Source organism: Streptomyces sp. NBC_01197, from assembly GCF_036010505.1.
In the GTDB taxonomy this organism is placed as follows: Bacteria; Actinomycetota; Actinomycetes; order Streptomycetales; family Streptomycetaceae; genus Streptomyces.
This window is the reverse complement of sequence record NZ_CP108569.1, coordinates 5677884-5701014: the sequence shown is the minus strand read 5'-3', so window position 1 is coordinate 5701014 and position 23131 is coordinate 5677884. Positions and strand designations below refer to the sequence as shown.

Here is a 23131-nt window from a genome sequence, read left to right as displayed (position 1 = left end):
ATGGCGCCGCCCCCGCCCCGCGTCCACACGGTCGTTCTGGTCGCCGGTGCGGCCCTGCTCGCCAAGCGCGCCCTGCACCGCCGTATCGCCGCGTCCCCGCTCTGGCCGCTGCCCGCGCTGGAGCCGCCGGTCTCGGGCCGTGGCCGCCACCGGACCGTCGGCCGGCGGCTGCTGATCACCGAGCGCGCCCCGGAGGCCGACGGCGTCGTGCGGCTCCGGCTGGAGAGCGCGTCCGGCGAACCGCTCGACGCCTGGACGCCGGGCGCCCATCTGGATCTGGTACTGCCGTCCGGCCTGGTCCGCCAGTACTCGCTGTGCGGGGACCCGGCCGACCGGGAGGCGTACACGGTCGCCACCCGGCTGATCGAGGACGGCCGGGGCGGCTCCCGCGAGGTCCATGAACAGCTCCACGAGGGCGCCGAGATCGAGATCCGCGGCCCCCGCAACCGCTTCCCGCTGGTCGAAGCCGCCTCGTACGTCTTCGTCGCGGGCGGCATCGGGATCACCCCGGTCCTGCCGATGCTCCGGGCGGCCGAAGCGGCGGGCGCGCGGTGGCGGCTGGTGTACTGCGGGCGTACGCGCGCCTCGATGCCGTTCCTGGCGGAGGCCGAGAAGCTGGGCGGGGGCGCGGGCCGCGTCACGGTGGTCCCGCAGGACGAACTGGGCCACCCTGGCCTGGAGTTCGGGGACGACCCGGCGGGGACCGCGTACTACTGCTGCGGCCCGGAGGGCCTGCTCGAAGCGGTGACGGCTGCGCTCCCGGCCGGAGCCGCGCTCCATCTGGAGCGGTTCGCACCGCAGGCGGCAGATGCGGCGGACGCGGACAGCTTCGACGTCGAACTGCGCCGCTCCGGCCGTACGGTGACGGTCGCGCCCGGCTCCACGGTGCTGGCCGCCGTCCGCGCGGAGGTGGCGAATGTGCCGTACTCCTGCGAGCAGGGCTTCTGCGGGACCTGCCAACAGCGCGTCATCGACGGCGAGATAGACCACCGGGACGAGCTGCTGACGGACGCGGAGCGGGACGACTCGATGCTGATCTGCGTGTCACGGGCGCGGGGCGGGCGGCTCGTCCTCGATCTGTAGGAGGCATCCGCCGGGCCGGGGTGTCAAGGCCTGCGGAGCCTTGACACCCCGGACCGGCAGGAGGAGCATCCTCACGTCGTTGACAACGTTGTCGGGCGAGCGCCGTTCCGGAGTGGTCGACGGCGCTCCTGTTCAGCACATGTTGACCGCCCGTCACACACAAGTCCGTCTCGCACGAATCGTCACACACGAGTCCGTCACACACGAAGGGCAGGAACGGGTGTCAGACACGCACAGCCGTCGGACGCGCACCGGGACCAGAGCGCTCAGCTCCGTCGTGGTGACCGCCATGGCCGCTCTGGGGATGGCGGCCACCGCCGCCCCCGCCTCGGCCGCATCCTCGCACGGCACCGTCAAGGACCCGGTGTCGTACGTCCACCCGCTGATCGGTTCCGCCAACGCGGGCAACACCTACCCGGGCGCGGTGCAGCCCTTCGGGATGCTGGCCTGGAGCCCGCAGAACTCCAGGGGCAAGCAGGTCTCCACACCCGCGCCCGGCGGCTACCAGTACGACGCCACGAAGATCCGCGGCTTCAGCCTCACCCACCTCAACGGGGTGGGCTGCTCCGGTGCGAACGGCGACATCCCGATCATGCCGTACACGGGCGATGTCGACTCGTCGCCCAGCGCGGACACCACCGACGCCAAGTACGCCAGCAGCTTCTCGCACGCCAACGAGAGCGCGTCGCCCGGCTATTACAAGGTCGGCCTGGACAACGGCGCGTCCGCCGCGCTGACCACGACTCCACGGACCGGCTCCGGGCAGTTCGGCTTCCCCAAGGACAAGCCGGCCAGCATGCTCTTCCGCACCTCCAACTCGGAGAGCGGCAGCACGGACGCCACCGTGAAGATCGACAAGGCGGCCCGGACCGTGACGGGCTCCGTCACCGCGGGCAACTTCTGCGGCCCGCAGAGCGCGAACAACCGGCACGACCTGTACACGCTGTACTTCACCGCCCACTTCGACAAGGCGTTCGCCAAGGTCGGCACCTGGAAGGACAGCACGGTCAGCCCGGGGTCCACCTCGGCGTCCGGCGGTACGGGCTACAGCTCGTCCGGCAACGCCGTGGAGGGCAAGGGCTCGGGCGCGTACATCACCTTCGCCGACGGGACCACGGAGGCGCAGGCCAAGGTCGCCGTCTCCTATGTCAGCCCGCAGAACGCCGAAGCCAACCTCCGCGCCGAGAACGCGCCCCACAAGAGCTTCGGCTCCGTGAAGTCGCAGGCGGCCGGCGCCTGGAACAAGGTGCTGAAGTCGGTCGAGGTGGGCGGCGGCACCGACGCCCAGCGTTCGACCTTCTACACCGCGCTCTACCACTCCATGCTGGAGCCGACGCTGACCAGTGACGTCGACGGCCGCTATCTTGGCGCCGACCGCAAGCCGCACCGGCTGGCCAAGAGGCAGCAGGCGCAGTACGGCACCTTCTCCGGCTGGGACCAGTACCGCGCCCAGGTGCAGCTGATGACGCTGCTCAACCCCAGGGCGGGCAGCGACTACGCACAGTCGCTCTACAACTACGCGGGACAGCGGGGCGGCGAGTGGGACCGCTGGCTCCTTGAGAACGGCAAGACGAGCGTCATGTCGGGCGACCCGTCCGACGCCGCGCTCGCCGGGATCTACGCGTTCGGCGGCCATGACTTCGACGTCAAGGGCGCACTGAAGTCGCTGGTCGAGGCGGCGACCGTACCGACGGCGAACGACTCGGACAGCTCCGGCTGCAACGTCGAGTGCGTGGGCCAGCGCCCCGCGCTCGACAAGTACCTGAAGCTCGGGTACGTACCCTCCGACAACTGCCACTGCTGGGGCGGCGCGGCCGAGACCCTGGAGGACGCGGCGGCCGACTACGGTCTCTCCGAGCTGTCCCGGCAGACCGGGAAGAGCGCCGACGCGAAGAAGTTCCTGGACCGCTCGGGCAACTGGACGAACGTCTTCGACGCCAACGCCACGCCGCAGGGCGGCTACATCCGCGACCGCAAGTCCGACGGCACCTGGGCGGGCACCTTCACACCCGGCACCGGCAGCGGCTTCGTCGAGGGCACCAGTGCCCGCTACACCTGGATGGTGTACTCGGACGTCGCGGGCCTGGCGTCCGCCATGGGCGGCGATGACAGCGCCGTGAAGCGGCTGGACGCCTTCTTCCGTACGCCGGACGGCAAGTTCGACTTCTCGGCGAAGGACGACACGCGCTACGACGCGACCAACGAACCGGACATCAACACGCCTTACCTGTACGACTACCTGGGCGCCCCGTACAAGACGCAGGAGACCGTCCGCGCGGAGATGGACCAGCTGTGGACCGACACCCCGGGCGGCATTCCCGGTAACGACGATGCCGGGACCATGTCGTCCTGGTATGTGTTCTCGGCACTCGGCATGTACCCGCAGAACCCCAGCCGCGCCGATCTGACGCTCTCGGCGCCGTTGTTCCCGCACGTGGTGGTGCACACCGGGCACGGCCGGACCATCACGGTCAACGCTCCGGCCGCTTCGGCGGACAACACGTACATCCAGGGGCTGAAGGTCAACGGCCGGACGTCCGGCAAGCCCTGGGTCCCGGCCTCACTGGTCACCCACGGCGGCACCCTCGACTACACGCTGGGCGCCAAGGCGGACACCTCGTGGGGCAGCGCGGCGGCCGACGCCCCGCCGTCCTTCCCGGGCGGCGGCGTGAAGTACTTCACCGGCGCCACCCCCGAGCAGCTGAAGATCGAGCCCGGCGCCGCCGGTGCGGACATCACGGTCAAGGTGCAGACGCTGGAGCAGGAGCCGACCACGGTGCACTGGACGGCGACACCGCCGGCCGGTGTCACGGTGCAGCCCGCGCAGGGCGACTTCACGGTCCCGGCGGGCGGCGCGGCGAGCGCGAAGCTCTCGGTGTCGGCCGCGTCCGGCACGGCGGAGGGCCGCTACACGGTCCCGGTCACACTGAAGTCCTCGGCGGGCAAGGAGCTTCCGAAGACGTCGTTCGCGGTGACCGTCGCCACGAAGAACAGCATGCTCTGGAACCGGAACAGCACGGCCATATCCTCCGACGACGACAACCCGCAGGCCAACTTCGACGGTGAGGGCTGGAGCTACTCGGGCAAGGCGCTGGCAGCGGCCGGGGCCACACCCGGGGGTACCGTCTCGTCCGGCGGCTTCGACTTCACCTGGCCGAAGGTGGCAGCCGGAGACCCCGACAACATCGAGGTGGCCGGGGACACCCCGCAGGTGCTGAACGTCCCGTCGGCGCAGGGCGCCACGGAGCTCAGCCTGCTGGGCAGCGCGGCCGAGGGTTCGGCCAGCGGTACGGCGACGCTGACGTACACCGACGGCACCACGCAGAAGGCGGACATCGGCTTCAGCGACTGGACGCTGGGCGGCGGAGGGGACAAGCCGTCGTTCGGCAACACGATCGCGGTCCACACCCCGTACCGCGATGTCCAGGGCGGTGGTACGGACCCGGTCGGCACGGAGGTCTTCGCGACCGCGCCGGTCACACTCCAGGCGGGCAAGCAGCTGGCTAGCGTGACGCTGCCGTCCACGACGAATGGCGGCGTGCTGCACGTCTTCGCGGTGGCCACCGCCTGACCCGGAACAGCCGGCCGGCGGGCCGTCGTGGCACGGAATCCGTGCCACGACGGCCCGTTTCGCCGACGCCCGCATCGGGCGCACGTGGCACAGCCCGCCCCGGTACGGCCAACGCCCGGCGGCACCACAATCGGTACCCTGTTCATATGACGACCGGGGTACGCCGCAGATTGGGCGTCGAAGAGCGCAGGCAGCAGCTGATCAGCGTCGCGCTCGAACTGTTCAGCCACCGCTCCCCCGACGATGTCTCCATCGACGAGATAGCCGCGGCCGCGGGCATTTCACGGCCGCTCGTCTACCACTACTTCCCCGGCAAGCAGAGCCTGTACGAGGCGGCGCTGCGCCGCGCGGCCGACGAGCTGGCCGAGCGGTTCGTCGAGCCGCGCGAAGGGCCGCTGGGGGCGCGGCTGCTGCGGGTGATGGAGCGGTTCTTCGACTTCGTCGAGGAGCACGGGCCCGGCTTCGCCGCGCTGATGCGCGGCGGCCCCGCCGTGGGTTCCACCACCACCAACGCGATGATCGACGAGGTCCGCACCACCGCGTATCTCCAGATCCTGTCCCATCTGGACGTCCAGGAGCCGCCCGCCAGGCTCCAGTTGGTGGTCAGGTCGTGGGTGTCGCTCGCCGAGTCGACCGCGCTGATCTGGCTCGACGGGCGGAGCATTCCGCGGTCCGAGCTGGAATTGCAGCTGGTGCACGACTTCGCCGCGCTGGCCGCGGTGAGCGCGGCGTACGACACCGAGATGGCGGCGGTCGTACGCCGGATACTGAGCGAGGAGCCCGCCGACGGGCCGTTCGGGGACCTGGTCGGCCGGCTGCTCTCGCTGGCGCCGCTGCCCGCGACGGAACTCCCCGCCCAGCGCACCGGCTGAGGACGGCCCGCGGGAACACCCGGCCCGCGCTCAGGCCTTGCGGTAGGACGCGTCCAGATCGCGGGTCTCGGCGGAGAGGTGCACCGTGCTCTGCGTGGGCTTCAGGTGGTGGCGTACGACATCGAGCACCGCCTCGCTCAGCCGCGCCTTGGCCTCGTCGGTACGGCCGGCCAGCAGCGCGATCTCCACGTGCACCACGGCGTCGTCACCCGCGCCGTCGCCCGCGACGAACCCGGCCGTCCTGACGAACCTCGTCTTGCAGGCGGGGAGCGTGGCGGAGACCGTCTCCACGACGACCGGGTGCAGGCCGAGTACGAAGCCTCTGCGGTCGAAGGCGTCCTCCAGGGACTCGGAGTACTCGACGGTGATCTGCGGCATGGCGGATTCCTCCTGGCGGGCTTCCGGTCCGGAACGGACGGCGTCCGGTCCGGTCGGCAGGGCGGAGCGGCGCGCTGCCACCGCCCAGCCTCGCACGCCGGTCCCCCCCGCCGGTCAGAGCCTGTCGGGTGGCCTTCGATCGGACAGCGGACGCGGTCTGGTGCGTGCGATTCCAAGGCGACGGGAGGCCCTCGTAGCGGAGCTACCAGGGCATTTCGGCAACGCGGGAAGCGTGCGTGCCAGGGCGTGCCCGCCCGGTCAGAGGTCACCCGACAGGCTCTCAGCCGGTGCGGCGGGCCGTGGACCCCCGTACCACCAGCTCGGGCTGGAAGACGAACTCCGTGCGCTGGACGGGGTTGCCGCCGATCTCCTCAAGGAGCGCGCCGACCGCCGCCGCGGCCATCGCCTGGACGGGCTGGCGGACCGTGGTCAGCGGCGGGCTGGTGAAGGCGATCAGCTGCGAGTCGTCGAAACCGACCACCGAGACGTCGTCGGGGACTTCGAGGCCGCGTTCGCGGGCCGCCCGTACGACGCCAAGCGCCATCATGTCGCTGCCGCAGACCACGGCCGTGCACCCCTGGTCGAACAGCGCGCCCGCCGCGGCCCGGCCGCCCTCGACGCTGAACAGGGTGTGCTGGACCAGGGCTCCGGCCTCCTCCGCCGACTGGCCGAGCCGGGCCGCCACCGCCTCGATGAACCCCTCTCGCTTGCGGCGCGACGGCACATAGCGGGGCGGCCCGACCGCCAGACCGATCCTGCGGTGCCCCAGGTCCGCGAGGTGGCGCACGGCCATATGGGCCGCCGCGTGGTCGTCGGGCGAGACGAAGGGCGCGCTGATCCGCTCGTTGTAGCCGTTGATCAGGACGAACGGCACCCCGCGCTCCGCGAGGCCGGCGTACCGCGCGGGGTCCGACGAGGTGTCGGCGTGCAGCCCGGAGAGGAAGACGATGCCGCCCACCCCGCGCTCCACCAGCTGCTCGACCAGTTCGTCCTCGGTGGCGCCGCCCGGCATCTGCGTACAGAGGACCGGGGTGTAGCCGTGGCCCGCGAGCGTCTGCTCCACGGCCTGGGCGAAGGCCGGGAAGATGGGGTTGGTCAGCTCGGGGGTCACCAGGCCGATCAGGCCCGCGCTGCGCCGGTGCAGCCGTACCGGCCGTTCGTAACCGAGGACGTCGAGCGCCGCGAGCACCCGCTGGCGCGTGGAGTCCGCGACGCCCGGCTTTCCGTTGAGTACCCGGCTCACGGTGGCCTCGCTGACGGCGGCCTGCGCGGCGATGTGCGCGAGCCGGGGCGGTGCGCTCACACCGACCACCAGACGGTGCTGTCCGCGGGCAGCTCGAACTCGCCTTCCGACAGGGTGACTTCGGTGCTGGCCAGCACCATCCGGCCGGGCACGGGCAGACGTACGGGTCGGCCGGTGGTGTTGACGGTGCAGTGGAAGCCGGGACGGGTGAACGCCAGCACTCCGTCCGGGGTGCCGGGAACCCAGTCGACGGACTCGCCGGCCCCCAGGCCCGGCAGCTCCCGGCGCAGGGCGAGCGCGCCACGGTACAGCTCCAGGGTGGAACCGCGGTCGCCGGTCTGCGCCTCGACGCTCAGCGCGCCCCAGCCCGAGGGCTGCGGGAGCCAGCTGCCGCCGCTGCCGAAGCCGTACGAGGAGCCTTCCGCGGTCCACGGGATCGGCACCCGGCAGCCGTCGCGGAATCCGTCCTGGCCTGCCGCGCGGAAGAACGACGGGTCCTGCCTGACCTCGTCGGGCAGGTCGGTGACGTCCGGGAGGCCCAGCTCCTCCCCCTGGTAGAGGTAGGCCGAGCCGGGCAGCGCCAGCATCAGCAGGGTCGCCGCACGGGCCCGCCGCAGGCCCAGCTCCCGGTCACCGGGGGTGCGGATCTGGGTGCCGGCCGGGGGGTTGGCGAAGCGGGTGGTGTGCCGGGTGACGTCGTGGTTGGAGAGCACCCAGGTGGCGGGCGCGCCCACCGGCAGCATCGCGGCGAGCGATACATCTATGACCTCGCGCAGCTCGCCGGCGTCCCAGTGGGTGCCCAGGTACTGGAAGTTGAACGCCTGGTGCAGCTCGTCGGGGCGTACGTAGTGGGCGGTGCGCTGCACGGTCGGCGTCCACGCCTCGGCGACGGCTATCCGCTCCCCCGGGTACTCATCGAGGATCGTGCGCCAGGACCGGTAGATCTCGTGGACACCGTCCTGGTCGAAGAACGGCATGACGTCATTGCCGAGCAGCCGGAGCTGCTCGGTGGTGCCGAGGTCGGGCAGGCCTGGCGCCTTGACGAGCCCGTGGGCGACGTCGACCCGGAATCCGTCGACGCCCATGTCGAGCCAGAACCGCAGGATCGAGCGGAACTCGTCGGCTACCGCCGGATTCTCCCAGTTGAGGTCCGGCTGCTCGGGGGCGAAGAGATGGAGGTACCAGGAGCCGTCGGACACCCGTGTCCAGGCCGGACCGCCGAAGACGGACTCCCAGTCGTTGGGCGGGAGTTCACCGTCCTCGCCCTTGCCCTCGCGGAAGTGGTAGCGGTCGCGGAGCGGGGAAGCGGGGCCGTCGCCGATGGCGCGCTTGAACCACTCGTACTGGTCCGACGAGTGGTTGGGCACCACGTCCACGATGATCCGCAGGCCGAGGCCGTGGGCGTCGCGGATCAGCGCGTCGGCGTCCATGAGCGTGCCGAACATGGGGTCGATGGCCCGGTAGTCGGCGACGTCGTACCCGGCGTCGGCCTGCGGCGACGCGTAGAACGGCGAGAGCCAGACGGCGTCGACGCCGAGGTCGCGCAGGTACGGCAGCCGGCTGCGGACGCCTTCGAGGTCGCCCATGCCGTCGCCGTTGCTGTCGGCGAAGCTGCGCGGATAGACCTGGTAGATCACCGCGTCCCTCCACCAGCCGGTGCGGGCGTCGGTCGTCGGGGCGGCGGCAGGGGCGGCGGAGTGCTGAGTCATGTCTTCCCTGGGTGAGTCAGTTGCGTCGTGGGGCGTACGGAAGGGGCGCGGCTCAGCCCTTGGTCCCGCCCGCCGTCAAGCCTGTGACCAGGTGCTTCTGCACCAGGTAGAAGATGACGGAGACGGGGATGGCGATGAGGACAGCGGTGGCGGCCATGTAGTTCCACTGGGCGTCGTGCTCACTGACAAAGCTGGAGAGGCCCACCGCGAGCGTGTACTTGCTGTCGTCGAGCATGAACGTCGAGGCGAAGGCGACCTCGCCCCAGGCGGTCAGGCAGGTGTAGAACCCGGCCACCGCGAGACCCGGCCTGGCGAGCGGCAGGATGAGCCGCCAGAAGGTGCCGAAGGGGCTCAGCCCGTCGACGCGCCCCGCCTCGTCGATCTCGTACGGGATGGTGTCGAAGTACCCCTTGAGCATCCAGGCGCAGTACGGCACGGCGGTGGAGCAGTACACCAGGATCAGTGCGCCGAACGTGTCGATGAGGCCGAGGTCCGCGAGGATCACGTACATCGGCACCATCAGGACGGCCACTGGGAACATCTGGGTGACCAGCAGCAGCCACATCAGCTTCTTGTGGCCGGGGAACCTCATACGGGAGACGGCGTAGCCCGCGGTGGCGGCCATGAAGACGCCGATGACGCTGGTCGCGACGGCGATCAGGGCGGTGTTGCCGAGCCAGGTGAAGAAGCGGGTGTGCTCCAGGACGAACGAGTAGTTGGAGAACGAGATCTTGGACCAGATCCGGCCCGGGTGCAGATAGTCGCTCTTGTCGGGGCCCAGCGAGAGGAAGGCCAGCCAGGCGATCGGGAAGAGCGCGATCAGGCTCGCGATGCTGAGCGCGGTGTGCGAGAGCACGGTGGCCCGGCGGCTCGGCCGGTCGCGGCGGACGGTGCGGGCGGGGCGCCGTACGGGCGGTGGTGTCCGCTCCGCCGGGGTGGGGTCTGTGGTGAGGGTCGTCATCGGCTTCCTGCCTTCTTGTGTCCGGACGGTCTCAGCTGCCGGCCTTCTCGCTACGGGCCAGCCAGCGCCGGTAGAAGGAGGTGAAGACGATCAGGATGGAGAGCAGCAGCACGCCGTACGCGGCGGACTGGGCGTAGTCCCTGGGCTGCTGGCCGAAGCCGAGGCGGTAGGCCCAGGTGACGAGGATCTGGGCGTCCGGTGCGCCGTTGCCGAACAGCAGGAAGATGATGGCGAACTGGTTGAACGTCCAGATGATGCCGAGCAGGACGACGGTGGAGCTCACCGAACACAGGCCGGGCAGAGTGACGTTGAGGAAGCGCTGCCAGGGGCCGGCGCCGTCCATCTCGGCGGCCTCGTACAGGTCGGCGGAGATCGACTGGAGCCCGCCGAGCAGCGACACCATCATGAACGGCACGCCGCACCAGGTGTTGACGATGATCGCGGCGAGCTGCTGGAAGTGCGGCTCCTCCAGCCAGGCGGGCTGGGGAAGGTGGAGGCCGCCGAGTACCGAGTTCACGATGCCGGAGTCACCGAGCATGATCCGCCAGGAGAAGACGGTGACGAACGTCGGCACCGCCCAGGGCAGGATCAGGAGCATCCGGTAGAAGGTCCGGCCGCGCAGCTTCTGGTTGAGCAGCAGGGCCAGGCCGAGGCCGATGCAGTAGTGCAGGGCCACACAGGCGGCGGTCCAGACGATGGTCCAGAGGAAGTGGGACCAGAAGCGGTCCCAGGCGGTCGGCCCCCAGAGGATGTCCGCGTAGTTGTGCAGCCCGATGAACTTGTAGGTGGCGTCGATGTGGTTGACGCCGATGGTGCGGGCCGAGTTGAGGCTGTTCGCGTCGGTCAGGGTGAGGTAGAGGCCCTGGACCAGCGGATAGCCCACCAGGACACCGAGGACGACGACGACCGGGGCCGCCATCGCGTAGGCGTACCAGTGCTTCTGCCAGGACTGCTTGATGCGCTGCGCCGGCGTAGGGCGCTCCGGGCCCGCGCCTGCGACGGCAACGGTCATCTTGACACCTTTTCAGGGGAGTTCGGGGTTGGTGCGACGTCGCGGACACGGTCGGGCGGCCGCCGGATCAGTGCGGTGCACGGACCCGGCGGCCGGGGCTCACTCGGTGAAGCCGGGGACCAGCTTGGCCATGGCGTCGTTCAGGGCCTTGACCCCGTCCTGGAGCGATTCCTTGCCGTCGGCGACCTTGGGCAGTTCGGTGTCCATCGGGCCCCAGAGCGAGCTGTACTCGGGCAGTTCGGGACGCGGCTGCGAGGCGCTGAGAACTTTCTGGAAGCCGGCGATGCCGGGGTCGGCCGTCACCTCGGCGGTGTAGGCGTCGGAGCGGGTCGGCAGCGTGGAGTTCTTGAGCGCGATCTGCTCCTGGCTCTTCGCCGAGGTCATGAAGTTCAGGAACTTCAGCGACGCGGCCTGGTGCGCCTTGTCGGAGCCCGCGTAGACGGCGAGGTTGTGGCCGCCGGTCGGGGCGCCCGCCTTGCCGGTGGAGCCGGCCGGGACGGTGGCGATGCCGAGGTTCTTCTTGTCCTTGAAGGCCGAGCCCTTGTAGAAGTTCGTGATCTCCCAGGGCCCCTGGATGATCGAGGCGACCTTGCCGTTGACGAAGGCGTCCTGCTGGTGGGCGTAGGCGTCGGCCGTGGTGTCCGCCTTGTGCAGACCGGGGCCGTCGAAGAGGCCCTTCCAGGTCTGCAGGCCCTTGACCGCTGGAGCGCCGGCGATGGTGACCTTCTTGTGCGCGAGGTCGACGGTGTCGGTGCCCTCGCCGTACAGGAAGGGCTGTGCGTAGTAGCCGGCGGTGCTGGCCCAGTAGCCGTCGACCTTCGCCTTCGACTTGACCGCGGCGGCGTCGCTCTTCAGCTCGCCCCAGGTGGCGGGGGCCTTGGTGATGCCGGCCTTGGCGAAGAGCGCCTTGTTGTAGACGAAGGCGAGAGTGTCCGTGACCAGCGGGACACCGTAGGTCTTGCCGTCGAACTGGGCCTGCTTCAGCAGGTTGGGCTCGAAGTGCGCCTTGTCCTTGAGGGCTTCGGTGCCGTCCAGCGGGAGGAAGTAGCCCTTCTTGGCGAAGGCGGGGGTCCAGCCGACCTCGGAGCGCAGCACGTCCGGGGCGCCCTTGGCGCCGGCGGCCGTGTCGAACTTGTTCTGCGCCTGGTCGAAGGGGACGTTGACGTAGGTGACCTTGATGCCCTTGTTCGCCGCTTCGAACTCCTTGACCAGAGCCCGGTAGGTCGGGGCCTCGTTCGTGGCGTTCGAGGTGTCCCACCAGGTGATGGTGGTGACACCGTCCGCCTTGCCGCTGCCGCTGTCGCCGCCGCAGGCCGTCGCCGCGAGCGCCAGGGCCGCGACCAGGGCGGTGGCCGCTATGCCACGTCGCATGTGAACTCCTTCGAGGGGTGCCGTTCCATCACGGCTCCGGGTCGTCGAGGAACGTAACAAGGATGAAAGACGACCGAAAGACCTTGCGAAGAATTTCTGCAAGAACTCGTCTTCGTTACCTCGGCGTGTCCGCACGGTTGCCGTGATGGCCCTTGTCAAACAGGGCATTGGGGCTCTTCCAGGGCTGCGGCGCGGGTCGCGGCGGCCTTCGCAAGCCCTTGCAAGGCTGTTACTTTCGGAGGGGCACCGGCGTTGTTCCCGTACGTTGCAGCCTTCCGAAAGGGACCCAACCCCCATGACGCAGCAGACGCAGCAGACGCAGCAGCTCACCGGCGCGGCCACCGCATCCGGGGCCCGCACCCGATGGTGGCGGGACGCCGTCATCTACCAGGTGTACGTGCGGTCCTTCGCGGACAGCGACGGTGACGGCATCGGCGATCTGCGGGGCATCGAGGAGCGGCTGCCGTACCTCGTGGAGCTGGGGGCCGACGCGGTCTGGCTCACCCCCTTCTACGCGTCGCCGCAGGCCGACGGAGGCTACGACGTCGCTGACTACCGGGTCGTCGACCCGCTGTTCGGGACGCTGGCCGACGCCGAATCGCTGCTGCGCGCGGCGCACCGGCTGGGGTTGCGGGTGATCGTGGACGTGGTCCCCAACCACACGTCGGACCGGCATGTGTGGTTCAGGGAGGCGCTGGCCGCCGGCGGCCCGGCCCGCGCGCGCTACCACTTCAGGACCGGCCGCGGCGCGGACGGTGAACTGCCGCCGAATGACTGGCAGTCGGTATTCGGCGGCCCTGCCTGGACGCGGGTGTCCGACGGCGCCTGGTACCTCCATCTTTTCGCCCCCGAGCAGCCCGACCTCAACTGGGAGAACCCGGAGGTGCGTGCGGAGTTCGATTCGGTCCTGCGGTTCTGGCTGGAGCTCGGCGGGCGCGGCGTGGACGGGTTCCGGGTCGATGTGGCGCACGGCATGGTCAAGGCGGCCGGGCTGCCCGACATCGGCACCGCCGAGCAGGTGCGGATGATCGGCTCCCAGACGCTCCCCTTCTTCGACCAGGACGGGGTGCACGAGATCCACCGCTCCTGGCGGAAGTTGCTCGACTCCTACCCGGGGGAACGCATCGGCGTCGCCGAGGCGTGGGCCCCGTCCGCCGGGCGCCTCGCCCTGTACGTACGCCCGGACGAACTGCACCAGGCCTTCAACTTCCAGTTCCTGCGGTGCCCCTGGGACGCGGCGGCGATGCGCGCGGTGGTGGACGACTCGCTGGCCGCGACGGCGTCGGTGGGGGCGCCCACCACCTGGGTGCTCTCCAACCACGATGTCGTACGCCATGTGACGCGGTACGGGGACGGCGCGGCCGGGCTGCGCAGGGCCCGCGCCGCCGCGCTGCTGATGCTGGCGCTGCCCGGCTCCGTCTACCTCTACCAGGGTGAGGAGCTGGGGCTGCCCGAAGTCACCGACCTGCCCGACGAACTGCGCGAGGACCCGTCGTTCTTCCGCGGCGCGGGACAGGACGGGCTGCGGGACGGCTGCCGGGTGCCGATCCCCTGGACCGGTGAAGGGCCTTCGTACGGTTTCGGGCCCGGCCCGGGATGGCTGCCGCAGCCGGAGGACTGGGGGGCACGTTCCGTGGCGGCGCAGACCGGGGACGCCGGATCGACACTGGAGCTGTACCGCGCCGCGCTCGCGCTCCGGCGCCGGGTGGACGGTCTGGGCGACGGTCCGATGAGCTGGCTCGAAGGACCCGACGGGGTGCTCGCCTTCACCCGGCCGGGTTTCGTCTGCACCGTCAACACCCTGCCTGGCGCTGTCGAACTGCGCGTACCGGGAAGGCCGCTGCTCTCGTCGGCCGCGCCGGACATCTCCGGTGAATCGGTGCGCATTCCCGGTGATTCCTGCACCTGGTGGGCAATCTGACACCCGCCCGGTACAGTCCCTTCCCATGACCGCACGGCTTGCCGACATCGCAACTCAGGCGGGGGTCAGCGAAGCGACGGTGAGCCGGGTCCTCAACGGCAAGCCCGGGGTAGCGGCGGCCACCCGCGAGTCCGTACTCGCCGCCCTCGACGTACTCGGCTACGAACGCCCGGTACGGCTGCGCCGGCGGAGCGCGGGTCTGGTCGGTCTGATCACGCCGGAGCTGGAGAACCCGATCTTCCCCGCGCTGGCCCAGGTCATCGGCCAGGCCCTGACCCGGCAGGGGTATACGCCGGTCCTGGCCACCCAGACACCCGGCGGCTCCACCGAGGACGAGCTCACCGAGATGCTGGTGGAACGCGGCGTCGCGGGCATCATCTTCGTCTCGGGACTGCACGCGGACACCACGGCCGACATGCGGCGCTACGAGCAGCTGCGCGCCCAGGGTGTGCCGTACGTCCTGGTCAACGGCTTCTCGCCGAAGGTGCAGGCGCCCTTCATCTCACCCGACGACCGCGCGGCGATGCGGCTGGCCGTCACCCACCTCGCGTCGCTCGGCCACACCCGGATAGGGCTGGCGCTCGGGCCGCGGCGCTTCGTGCCCGTGCTGCGCAAGACCGAGGGCTTCCAGGCCGAGATGCAGGCCAGGTTCGGGCTGCCGGCGGCCGAGAGCGAGAAGCTGATCCAGCACTCGCTGTACACGCTGGAGGGCGGCCAGGCGGCGGCGTCCGAACTCATCGCGTCGGGCTGTACGGCGGTGATCTGCGCCAGCGACATGATGGCACTCGGTGCCATCAGGGCCGCCCGCCAGCTGGGGTTCGACGTTCCGCGCGACATCTCCGTGGTCGGCTTCGACGACTCCCCGCTCATAGCGTTCACCGACCCGCCGATGACCACCATCAGGCAGCCGGTCACCGCCATGGGCCAGGCAGCCGTCCGCACCCTGCTCGAAGAGGTCGGCGGCACCCCCGCACCGCACAGCGAATTCGTCTTTATGACCGAGTTGGTAGTCCGTGGCTCCACGGCGGCCGCGCCGGGATCCGCGGCAGGCCCGGTATCCCGGGGTGAGGACGTCAACAAGGCGTAGCGGGTGCGAGCGCGCCCCTACCGAGGGATGATCTGTGGGAAGCCGAGTTCTGGCAGACTCTTCCCCTATGGGTGAAACGACTGTGAAGACACTGGACGGCCATTCGGCCACCGCGTCACCCGTCGTGGCCAAGGAGCCTCACATCTCATTCCTCGGGCGTCTGCGTGCGCCGCGCCGCCCCCGCATCTGGTTCGAAGTACTGCTCATCGCGGTGAGTTACTGGGGTTACTCCCTGATCCGCAACGCGGTACCGGAGCAGAAGGCGGAGGCGCTGCGCAACGCGGACTGGATCTGGCGCGCCGAGCACATTCTCGGCATCTCGGCCGAGGAGAACATCAACCATGCGCTCAATTCGGTGACATGGCTGATCGTCTCGATGAACTACTACTACGCGACACTGCACTTCATCATGACCGTCAGCGTCCTGGTGTGGCTGTTCCACTTCCATCCGGGGCGCTACGCGGCGGCCCGCCTGGCGCTCTTCGCGACGACCGCCGTGGCGCTGGCTGGCTACTACCTGTTCCCGCTGGCGCCACCGCGCCTGATGAACAACAGCCACTTCGTCGACACGGTGCTGGTGCACCACACCTGGGGTTCGATGGCCTCGGGCAACCTCAAGAACATGTCGAATCAGTACGCGGCGATGCCCTCGATGCACATCGGCTGGTCCCTCTGGTGCGGCCTGATCATCTTCGCGCTGGCCCGCGCCCCGTGGGCCCGGATCCTGGGCCTGCTGTACCCGGCCCTGACCCTTCTCGTGATCGTCGGGACGGCGAACCACTTCTGGCTGGACGCGGTGGGCGGCGTCCTGTGCCTGACCTTCGGCACGGGCCTCTCGTACGCCTGGTACGGAGCACTGCCGCACCGGCTCCCAAGGGTTCCGGAGAAGGTCAGAGGGGGCGGCAGAGCGGGCGGCACGTTCACCCAGGGCATCCACGGCACGCTGAAGCCTGTACCGGCGGAATCGGACAGCCCGCACGGCACCCGCCCCTACGCCCCGTAGAACAGCTCCTCCATAACCCCCCGCGCACGCCTGGTCGCACGCCGGTAGTCATCCAGCATGTCCCCCACGTGCCCCGTCTCGTACCCCAGGTACCGGGCCATCGCGGCCAGCTCCCGCCCGTCCGATGGGAACGTGTCACCGGCCCTCCCCCGCACCAGCATCACCGCGTTGCGCACCCGTGACGCCAGCACCCACGCCTCGTCCAGCGTCTGCGCGTCCTCCGTGGAGATCAGCTCCGCGGCGTGCGCGGCGGCCAGCGCGGTCCGGGTACGGGTGGTCCGCAGCCCCGGCACCACCCAGCCGTGCTGCATCTGCAGCAGCTGCACGGTCCACTCCACGTCGCTGAGCCCGCCCCGGCCCAGCTTCGCGTGGAGCGTCGGGTCGGCGCCGCGCGGCATCCGCTCGGACTCCATCCGCGCCTTGAGACGGCGGATCTCGCGTACGGCGTCGTCCCCGAGCCCCTCGACGGGATAGCGCAGCGGGTCGATCAGCTCGACGAAACCGCGGCCCAGCTCCATGTCGCCGGCCATCGGCTCGGCGCGCAGCAGCGCCTGGCTCTCCCAGACGCCCGACCAGCGCCGGTAGTACGCGGCGTAGGAGGCCAGTGTCCGCACCATCGGGCCGCTCTTGCCCTCGGGGCGCAGATCCGCGTCGATCATCAGCGGCGGGTCGGTGGTCGGCAGCTGGAGGAGCCTGCGCATCTCGGCGACGACGGCGTTCGCGGCGCGGGCGGCCTCCTGGTCGTCCACGCCGTCCCGCGGCTCGTGCAGGAAGAGCACGTCGGCGTCCGAGCCGTAGCTCAGCTCGTGGCCGCCGAAGCGGCCCATACCGATGACCGCGAACCGGGTGGGCAGGGTCTCACCCCACTGCGCCCGTACGGCGGCCCGCAGCGCGCCCGCGATGGTGGCGGCGTTCAGATCGGTGACGGCGTTGCCGACCCGGTCGACCAGCGCCCCGGGGTCCGATTCCGCCGGGTTCTCCTCGGTGCCGTACGAGTCGATGAGGTCGGCGGCCGCGGTACGGAACAGTTCGCGGCGGCGCACCCCGCGCGCGGACGCGACAGCCCCCTCGGGGCTCTCGGCACGGCCGACGGCCGCCAGGACCTCCTGCTCCAGGATCTCCCGGGGGCGCGGTTCGAGCCCGCCCCGCGCACCGAGCAGCGCGACAGCCTCCGGGGCGCGCAGCAGCAGGTCGGGGGCGAGCCGGCCGGCCGAGAGGACCCGGGCGAGATTCTCGGCGGCGGCGCCCTCGTCCCGCAGCAGCCGCAGGTACCAGGGGGTCTTGCCCAACGCGTCGGAGACCTTGCGGAAGCCGAGCAGCCCGGCGTCCGGGTCGGCGGAGTCCGCGAACCAGCCGAGCAGCACGGGCAGCAGGGTGCGCTGGATGGCGGCCTTCCTGGAGACCCCGGAGGACAGCGCCTCCAGATGCCGCAGGGCGCCGGCCGGGTCCGCGTAACCGAGCGCTTCGAGGCGCTGGCCCGCCGCCCTGGGGCTGAGCCGGATCTCGCCGGGCGCCAGCTGCGCGACGGCGTCCAGGAGCGGCCGGTAGAAGAGCTTCTCGTGCAGCCGCCTGACGACCGCCCCGTGGCGCTTCCACACCCTGGTGAGTTCGGCGACGGGGTCGGTTCGCAGTCCCAGCGAGCGCCCGAGCCTGCGCAGGTCCGCCGGGTCGTCCGGCACCAGATGGGTGCGCCGGAGGCGGTACAGCTGGATCCGGTGCTCCATGGCCCGCAGAAAGCGGTAGGCCGCGTCGAGCTGCGCCGCGTCGGTCCTGCCCACGTAGCCGCCGGCCGCCAGGGCCGCCAGGGCGTCCAGGGTGTTGCCGCTGCGCAGGGTCGCGTCGTTCCGGCCGTGCACGAGCTGGAGCAACTGGACGGCGAACTCCACGTCCCGCAGCCCACCGGGCCCGAGTTTCAGCTCGCGGTCGACGAGGGCCGGAGGGATGTTGTCGATGACCCGGCGGCGCATCTTCTGGGCGTCGGCGACGAAGTTCTCGCGCTCGGACGCCTGCCACACCAGGGGTCCGACCGCGTCGGTGTACTCAGCACCGAGCGCCGGATCGCCCGCGACCGCACGGGCCTTGAGGAGCGCCTGGAACTCCCAGGTCTTGGCCCAGCGCTCGTAGTAGGCGAGGTGGCTGGAGAGCGTACGGACCAGCGGTCCGTTGCGTCCCTCGGGCCGCAGGTTCGCGTCGACGGGCCAGATGGTGCCCTCGATGTTGGTGTCGGAGCAGATCCGCATGAGGTGGGCGGCGAGCCGGGTGGCGGCCTGCATGGCCCCGGCCTCGTCGGCGGCCTCGCCGATGCCGGTGGGCTCGACGGGCTCCGCGACGAAGATGACGTCCACGTCGGACACGTAGTTGAGCTCGTGGCCGCCGCACTTGCCCATCGCGACGACGGCGAGGCGGCAGAGCGCGGCGTCCTCGGGGGCGGCGGCCGACGCGATGGTGAGGGCGGCGCGCAGGGTGGCGGTGGCCAGGTCGGCCAGTTCGGCGGCGGCCTCCCGCACGTCGGTGGTGCCGCAGACGTCCCGGGCCGCGATGGCCAGCAGACACCGCCGGTAGGCGATCCGCAGCTCCACCGCGTCCGTCGCCTCCGCGAGGCCTTCCTCGAACTCGGGAACGCCGGGATGCAGATCGGAGGTCTCGTACGTGACGAGGGCGTGCCAGTCGTGCGGGTGGCGCGCCAGGTGGTCACCGAGCGCCTCGGACGCGCCGAGCACCCCGAGCAGCCGGTCGCGCAGCGGCTTGGCCGCGATCAGCGTGTCGAGGAGCGTCTGCCGCTCGTCGGGCTGCTGGGCCTCGACCATGCGGACCAGGCCGTTCAGGGCGAGGTCGGGGTCGGCGGTGGCACCGAGCGCGTCGAGCAGGACGGAGTCATCGCGTACGGAGGCCAGCTCGGGGGCGTCGAGCAGCCGCTCGGCCGCCGCGGGGTCGGTGAAACCGTGCCGGAGCAGCCGGGTGAACGTACTGCCTCTGCGTCCCGGCACGCTCATGCTGCCGCCTCTCGTCACGTGGCACCCGGTTGCTCGGAACACCGGTTGATCGAAGTCCGGTTCCGAGCGTAGTCGCAGGGGGCCGAGGTGGCGCTGCCACATCGTGTGACGCGGCGCTCAGGGGTCGACCGGGCGCTCAACGAGGCAGAGGGCGGGCGGCTGGTCCCCGGCGGCCGGAGAACCGGCTGCCCGCCGGGATCCACCGGGGTCGTGGCGGCCGCTACTGCCCGATGCCGTTCTCCTCCGTGGCTCCGGAGGCGTCCAGGGTCACCTTGGCGATGGACTGGCAGGTGTCGCTGAGGCTGGACGAGTTGTAAGTGCCCTTGCCCGCACTGGTGGTGGGGATACCGAACAGCAGCTTGGAGTACTTGGCGTCGGCGCAGACGGTGGCGGGGTCGTTCCAGTCGAAGTACTCGGTCCAGCTGTCGAAACTGGACCCGGCCATCGGGTGGTCGCCGTCGATCTTGATCTTCCCGAGGACGGTGGTGGTGCCGGCGGTCCTGTCGACGATGGAGTACTTCCAGTACGAACCGGTCTGCTGCGCCGCCTCCATCGCGTACTGGTGCCCTTCGACGGGGCGCTGGTCAAGCCGGCAGGTCTTGCCGGTGCCGCCCTCGTCGAAGTCCTGGCAGTACGTGCCGGAGCCGCCCGCGGTGGCCTCGGTGCCGTTCCAGATCGAGACGAGGAACATCCCGCCGCCGTCGGCGTGGGTCTGGAACCCCATGTACCCGGAGGCCCCGCTGCCCGCGAAGCCGAACTGGGTCGACCAGTAGGCGTTGTAGTTGCCGGGCGAATGCTGGAGCGTCATCGGGATCGAGACCGATGTGACGTCGGACGGCGCGCTCCAGTAGGCGTACGTCCCCGGGGTCTGCCCGGTGGCGGCGTCCTGTACGGGGGCCGCGGCCTGTACGGGCGCAGCGGGCCCCATGAGCAGCACGGCGACGCCCGCCGCGGTGGCCAGTGTTCCGGTGGTGAGCAGGTGCCGCATCCGCATGTGCATCCGCATGTGTGTCTCCTGTGTGGGGGTGGAGAGTGCACTGATGGCGTTACGTGGCTGTACAGCCGGGTGAGTGGTCCTGTTCACCGGAGGCGTTGAACAAGCACGTTCACGCACCAACTGACGCTTCGTCAACGGCCGGCGGCAAGCCGATGACAAAAGGACAAGCACCGCACCGCCAAAGTCCAAGAGCCACTTGACCGGCTCCGTCATTGCCTCGGCCCCCGAAGGTGCGGTGCCTGCGGAACGTTCGCGCCCTCAGAGACGGGACAAGCCGGCCAATACGGCCCGTTCGACGGGCGTCGGCGCCTGGCCGTCCAGGGCGAGCAGTCCTGTCGGCTCCAGCGGCGGCTGGGCGATGAAGCGCGGGGTAGTACCGCCGTGCCGCTGGGCGGCGTGGATCAGGAACGGATGACAGAGGAACACGTCCCCGGCCTCCCCGGTGGCAGCCACCTCACGGCGGCCCACCGAGTCCGGAACGGCCTCCGCACACAAAGGGAACCACGCCCGCCCCTTCTCACCCGCGGCGCCGAGCAGGGGCGGCACATCCAGGTGCGAGCCGACCCGGATGCGGGTCGGGGCGTCGTCCGGGCCGACGTCGGTGAAGAGAAACAGCATCAGCAACGCCCGCCCGCGCGAGCGCAGGTTCACCAGATACTCCCCCGTGTCCGCGGTCCAGCCCGCGTCGAGGTGCCAGCCGTCGTCACCGGGGTCCCTCTCACTCGGGAAGCGGAGCGGGAAGGTACCCATCCCGCCCGGCGAGCGCCATCGCCCCGCCCCGGCCAACTGGTCGTAGGCCTCATGCAGCACCGGGGGGTTGGCCGCGTCGCGGAACGCCGGAGTGGCCAGGCCGCCGATCCGCACGACCGGCTCGGTCCAGCTCGCGGGATCGTCTGGGGAGCAGCCGCTCGCCTCCCACAACTGCGCGCGGCAGTCCTCCACCGTCCCCCTGGGAACGGCCCCGGGGACACGCACGAAACCGTCCGCGACGAAGGACTCGATCTCGGCGTCGCTCAGCATCGGCATCCCCACAGGCTCGGCGGCTTTCCGGGCAGCCTCACCGAGCGGGGGAGCCGCCGCAACCCGGTTTCCACGTGGCAGGCAGCCCGGTCGCGAGTGGCCGTTGACCGACCGGACAGGGCCGTCTCCTGCTGCCAGAACGGCAGTTCGGGCCAGTCCGGCCACGTCGGGGAGAGTGAGGAGGGTTCTTGCCACGTCTGCGACGGCAATCCTCACTGACCGACGCGGTCCAGCCCGTTCCGTTCAGGCCCCGGCGCGCGCTCACGCTGGGGTCCGAGGTCCTTCCGGGCCCGCCCCGATCGGCGCGGACCCGGAATGTCGCTCAGGCATAAAACCGCCCCGCCCCTACAACACCGGCAGGTTCTTCCGCAGCTCGAACGCGGTGACCTCGCTGCGGTACTCCTCCCACTCCTGCTTCTTGTTCCGCAGGAAGAAGTCGAAGACATGCTCGCCCAGCGTCTCGGCGACCAGTTCGCTGCGCTCCATCAGCTCGATCGCCTCGCCCAGGTTCTGCGGCAGCGGCTCGATGCCCATCGCGCGGCGCTCCGAGTCGGAGAGCGCCCATACGTCGTCGTCGGCGCCGGCCGGGAGTTCGTAGCTCTCCTCGACGCCCTTGAGGCCCGCCGCGAGCAGCAGCGCGTACGTCAGGTACGGGTTGGCCCCGGAGTCGATGGAGCGGACCTCGACCCGCGCCGAGCCGGTCTTGCCCGGCTTGTACATCGGGACGCGGATCAGCGCGGAGCGGTTGTTGTGCCCCCAGCAGATGTACGAGGGTGCCTCGCCGCCCGCTCCCGCGCTGCGCGCCGAGCCGCCCCAGATGCGCTTGTAGGAGTTGACCCACTGGTTGGTGACCGCGCAGACCTCTGCCGCGTGCGTCAGCAGGCCCGCGATGAAGGACCGGCCCACCTTGGAGAGCTGGTACTCGGCACCCGACTCGTAGAAGGCGTTGCGGTCGCCCTCGAAGAGGGAGAGGTGGGTGTGCATACCCGAGCCGGGGTACTCGCTGAACGGCTTCGGCATGAAGGTGGCCTGCACGCCCTGCTCCAGCGCGACCTGCTTCATGACCAGCCGGAAAGTCATGATGTTGTCGGCGGTCGACAGCGCGTCGGCGTACCGCAGATCGATCTCCTGCTGGCCCGGGGCGCCCTCGTGGTGGCTGAACTCGACCGAGATCCCCATGGATTCGAGCATGGTGATCGCCTGGCGGCGGAAGTCCATGCCGACGTTCTGCGGAGTGTGGTCGAAGTAGCCGGAGTTGTCGGCGGGGGTGGGGCGGGTGCCGTCGAGCGGCTTGTCCTTCAGGAGGTAGAACTCGATCTCCGGGTGGGTGTAGAAGGTGAAGCCCAGGTCGGAGGTCTTGGCCAGGATCCGCTTCAGTACATAGCGGGGGTCGGCGAAGGACGGGGAGCCGTCCGGCATCAGGATGTCGCAGAACATCCGGGCGGTACCGGGAGCCTCCGCGCGCCACGGCAGGATCTGGAAGGTACTGGGGTCCGGCTTGGCGATCATGTCGGACTCGTAGACGCGCGCGAAGCCCTCGATGGCCGACCCGTCGAAACCGATGCCCTCGTCGAAGGCCTGCTCCAGCTCGGCGGGTGCCACGGCGACCGACTTCAGGAACCCGAGCACGTCGGTGAACCACAGGCGCACAAAGCGGATATCGCGCTCCTCCAGCGTACGGAGCACGAATTCCTGCTGTTTATCCATACCGTCCTACCTATCCTTGCTGGTCAGCCACCTGCTCCCACGCCTCCGGAGTCCCCGGGGCTCATGAGCATCCCACCACACGATTTCCAGCATGTTGCGAACCCTCGTCCGAACATCTGACCCCGTTCGGGTGTACCGCAGCCTCCATTGTGAGTCACGTCGAGGCCCTGAACGAGTCAGGGTCGCCGCCCTTCCGGACAGCC

General features: G+C 70.4%; 16 protein-coding genes. 6 read left to right on the top strand and 10 right to left on the bottom strand.

All coding sequences use genetic code 11. From position 1 onward, the window contains the following. From OG452_RS26255 to OG452_RS26245, 3 genes are all read left to right on the top strand, one after another. Window positions 1-1083, top strand: a complete 1083-nt coding sequence (locus tag OG452_RS26255) for a PDR/VanB family oxidoreductase (RefSeq protein ID WP_327298028.1) — start codon at window positions 1-3, stop codon at window positions 1081-1083. 289 nt (window positions 1084-1372) lie between these two features. Then, on the top strand, window positions 1373-4654 hold the full coding sequence (locus tag OG452_RS26250) for a GH92 family glycosyl hydrolase (protein WP_327298027.1): 3282 nt from the start codon (window positions 1373-1375) through the stop codon (window positions 4652-4654). A gap of 146 nt (window positions 4655-4800) precedes the next feature. After that, a complete protein-coding gene (locus OG452_RS26245) occupies window positions 4801-5526 on the top strand; it encodes a TetR/AcrR family transcriptional regulator (protein ID WP_327298026.1) in 726 nt (241 codons plus the stop codon). Between the two features lie 30 nt (window positions 5527-5556). Here OG452_RS26245 and OG452_RS26240 read toward each other — a convergent pair whose 3' ends face one another. The 6 genes from OG452_RS26240 to OG452_RS26215 all read right to left on the bottom strand — a co-directional run bounded on the left by OG452_RS26240 (window position 5557) and on the right by OG452_RS26215 (window position 12200). Continuing rightward, complete coding sequence (locus OG452_RS26240; protein ID WP_327298025.1) at window positions 5557-5904, bottom strand: 5-carboxymethyl-2-hydroxymuconate Delta-isomerase; 348 nt, start codon at window positions 5902-5904, stop codon at window positions 5557-5559. A 280-nt stretch (window positions 5905-6184) separates the two neighbouring features. Continuing rightward, window positions 6185-7207, bottom strand: coding sequence for a LacI family DNA-binding transcriptional regulator (locus tag OG452_RS26235; RefSeq protein WP_327298024.1), 1023 nt, complete (start codon window positions 7205-7207; stop codon window positions 6185-6187). After that, window positions 7204-8856: a glycoside hydrolase family 13 protein gene (locus OG452_RS26230; RefSeq protein ID WP_327298023.1), complete on the bottom strand. Its 1653-nt coding sequence runs from the start codon at window positions 8854-8856 to the stop codon at window positions 7204-7206. Before OG452_RS26230 ends, OG452_RS26235 begins: the two co-directional genes overlap by 4 nt. A gap of 52 nt (window positions 8857-8908) precedes the next feature. Next, window positions 8909-9817, bottom strand: coding sequence for a sugar ABC transporter permease (locus OG452_RS26225; RefSeq protein ID WP_327298022.1), 909 nt, complete (start codon window positions 9815-9817; stop codon window positions 8909-8911). A gap of 31 nt (window positions 9818-9848) precedes the next feature. Continuing rightward, window positions 9849-10829: a carbohydrate ABC transporter permease gene (locus tag OG452_RS26220; RefSeq protein WP_327298021.1), complete on the bottom strand. Its 981-nt coding sequence runs from the start codon at window positions 10827-10829 to the stop codon at window positions 9849-9851. A 99-nt stretch (window positions 10830-10928) separates the two neighbouring features. Then, window positions 10929-12200: an extracellular solute-binding protein gene (locus OG452_RS26215; protein ID WP_327298020.1), complete on the bottom strand. Its 1272-nt coding sequence runs from the start codon at window positions 12198-12200 to the stop codon at window positions 10929-10931. A gap of 295 nt (window positions 12201-12495) precedes the next feature. Here OG452_RS26215 and OG452_RS26210 point away from each other — a divergent pair, with 295 nt between their 5' ends. The 3 genes from OG452_RS26210 to OG452_RS26200 all read left to right on the top strand — a co-directional run bounded on the left by OG452_RS26210 (window position 12496) and on the right by OG452_RS26200 (window position 16211). Then, window positions 12496-14121 carry a glycoside hydrolase family 13 protein gene (locus OG452_RS26210; RefSeq protein ID WP_327298019.1) on the top strand — a complete coding sequence of 542 codons (1626 nt, stop codon included), beginning with the start codon at window positions 12496-12498 and terminating at the stop codon, window positions 14119-14121. Between the two features lie 25 nt (window positions 14122-14146). After that, a complete protein-coding gene (locus tag OG452_RS26205; RefSeq protein ID WP_327298018.1) occupies window positions 14147-15208 on the top strand; it encodes a LacI family DNA-binding transcriptional regulator in 1062 nt (353 codons plus the stop codon). Between the two features lie 67 nt (window positions 15209-15275). Continuing rightward, window positions 15276-16211: a phosphatase PAP2 family protein gene (locus OG452_RS26200; RefSeq protein ID WP_327298017.1), complete on the top strand. Its 936-nt coding sequence runs from the start codon at window positions 15276-15278 to the stop codon at window positions 16209-16211. On the opposite strand, the gene OG452_RS26195 is transcribed toward OG452_RS26200, so the two are convergent. From OG452_RS26195 to OG452_RS26180, 4 genes are all read right to left on the bottom strand, one after another. Further along, complete coding sequence (locus OG452_RS26195) at window positions 16199-19204, bottom strand: bifunctional [glutamine synthetase] adenylyltransferase/[glutamine synthetase]-adenylyl-L-tyrosine phosphorylase (protein WP_327298016.1); 3006 nt, start codon at window positions 19202-19204, stop codon at window positions 16199-16201. The genes OG452_RS26200 and OG452_RS26195 overlap by 13 nt on opposite strands. A 220-nt stretch (window positions 19205-19424) precedes the next feature. Continuing rightward, window positions 19425-20210, bottom strand: coding sequence for a DUF3472 domain-containing protein (locus OG452_RS26190; RefSeq protein ID WP_327298015.1), 786 nt, complete (start codon window positions 20208-20210; stop codon window positions 19425-19427). A gap of 249 nt (window positions 20211-20459) precedes the next feature. Then, on the bottom strand, window positions 20460-21227 hold the full coding sequence (locus OG452_RS26185) for a phytanoyl-CoA dioxygenase family protein (RefSeq protein ID WP_327298014.1): 768 nt from the start codon (window positions 21225-21227) through the stop codon (window positions 20460-20462). 339 nt (window positions 21228-21566) lie between these two features. After that, entirely contained in the window at window positions 21567-22928 is a 1362-nt protein-coding gene (locus OG452_RS26180) for a glutamine synthetase family protein (protein WP_327298013.1), read from the bottom strand. Window positions 22929-23131: the final 203 nt, after the last annotated feature.

Coding starts and splice junctions, on each gene's coding strand:
- OG452_RS26210 (WP_327298019.1), top strand. CDS start 12,496: ATGACGCAGCAGACGCAGCAGACGCAGCAGCTCACCGGCGCGGCCACC.
- OG452_RS26185 (WP_327298014.1), bottom strand. CDS start 21,227: ATGCCGATGCTGAGCGACGCCGAGATCGAGTCCTTCGTCGCGGACGGT.
- OG452_RS26255 (WP_327298028.1), top strand. CDS start 1: ATGGCGCCGCCCCCGCCCCGCGTCCACACGGTCGTTCTGGTCGCCGGT.
- OG452_RS26245 (WP_327298026.1), top strand. CDS start 4,801: ATGACGACCGGGGTACGCCGCAGATTGGGCGTCGAAGAGCGCAGGCAG.
- OG452_RS26250 (WP_327298027.1), top strand. CDS start 1,373: ATGGCCGCTCTGGGGATGGCGGCCACCGCCGCCCCCGCCTCGGCCGCA.
- OG452_RS26220 (WP_327298021.1), bottom strand. CDS start 10,829: ATGACCGTTGCCGTCGCAGGCGCGGGCCCGGAGCGCCCTACGCCGGCG.
- OG452_RS26240 (WP_327298025.1), bottom strand. CDS start 5,904: ATGCCGCAGATCACCGTCGAGTACTCCGAGTCCCTGGAGGACGCCTTC.
- OG452_RS26195 (WP_327298016.1), bottom strand. CDS start 19,204: ATGAGCGTGCCGGGACGCAGAGGCAGTACGTTCACCCGGCTGCTCCGG.
- OG452_RS26230 (WP_327298023.1), bottom strand. CDS start 8,856: ATGACTCAGCACTCCGCCGCCCCTGCCGCCGCCCCGACGACCGACGCC.
- OG452_RS26200 (WP_327298017.1), top strand. CDS start 15,276: ATGGGTGAAACGACTGTGAAGACACTGGACGGCCATTCGGCCACCGCG.
- OG452_RS26225 (WP_327298022.1), bottom strand. CDS start 9,817: ATGACGACCCTCACCACAGACCCCACCCCGGCGGAGCGGACACCACCG.
- OG452_RS26180 (WP_327298013.1), bottom strand. CDS start 22,928: ATGGATAAACAGCAGGAATTCGTGCTCCGTACGCTGGAGGAGCGCGAT.
- OG452_RS26190 (WP_327298015.1), bottom strand. CDS start 20,210: ATGCGGATGCACATGCGGATGCGGCACCTGCTCACCACCGGAACACTG.
- OG452_RS26215 (WP_327298020.1), bottom strand. CDS start 12,200: ATGCGACGTGGCATAGCGGCCACCGCCCTGGTCGCGGCCCTGGCGCTC.
- OG452_RS26205 (WP_327298018.1), top strand. CDS start 14,147: ATGACCGCACGGCTTGCCGACATCGCAACTCAGGCGGGGGTCAGCGAA.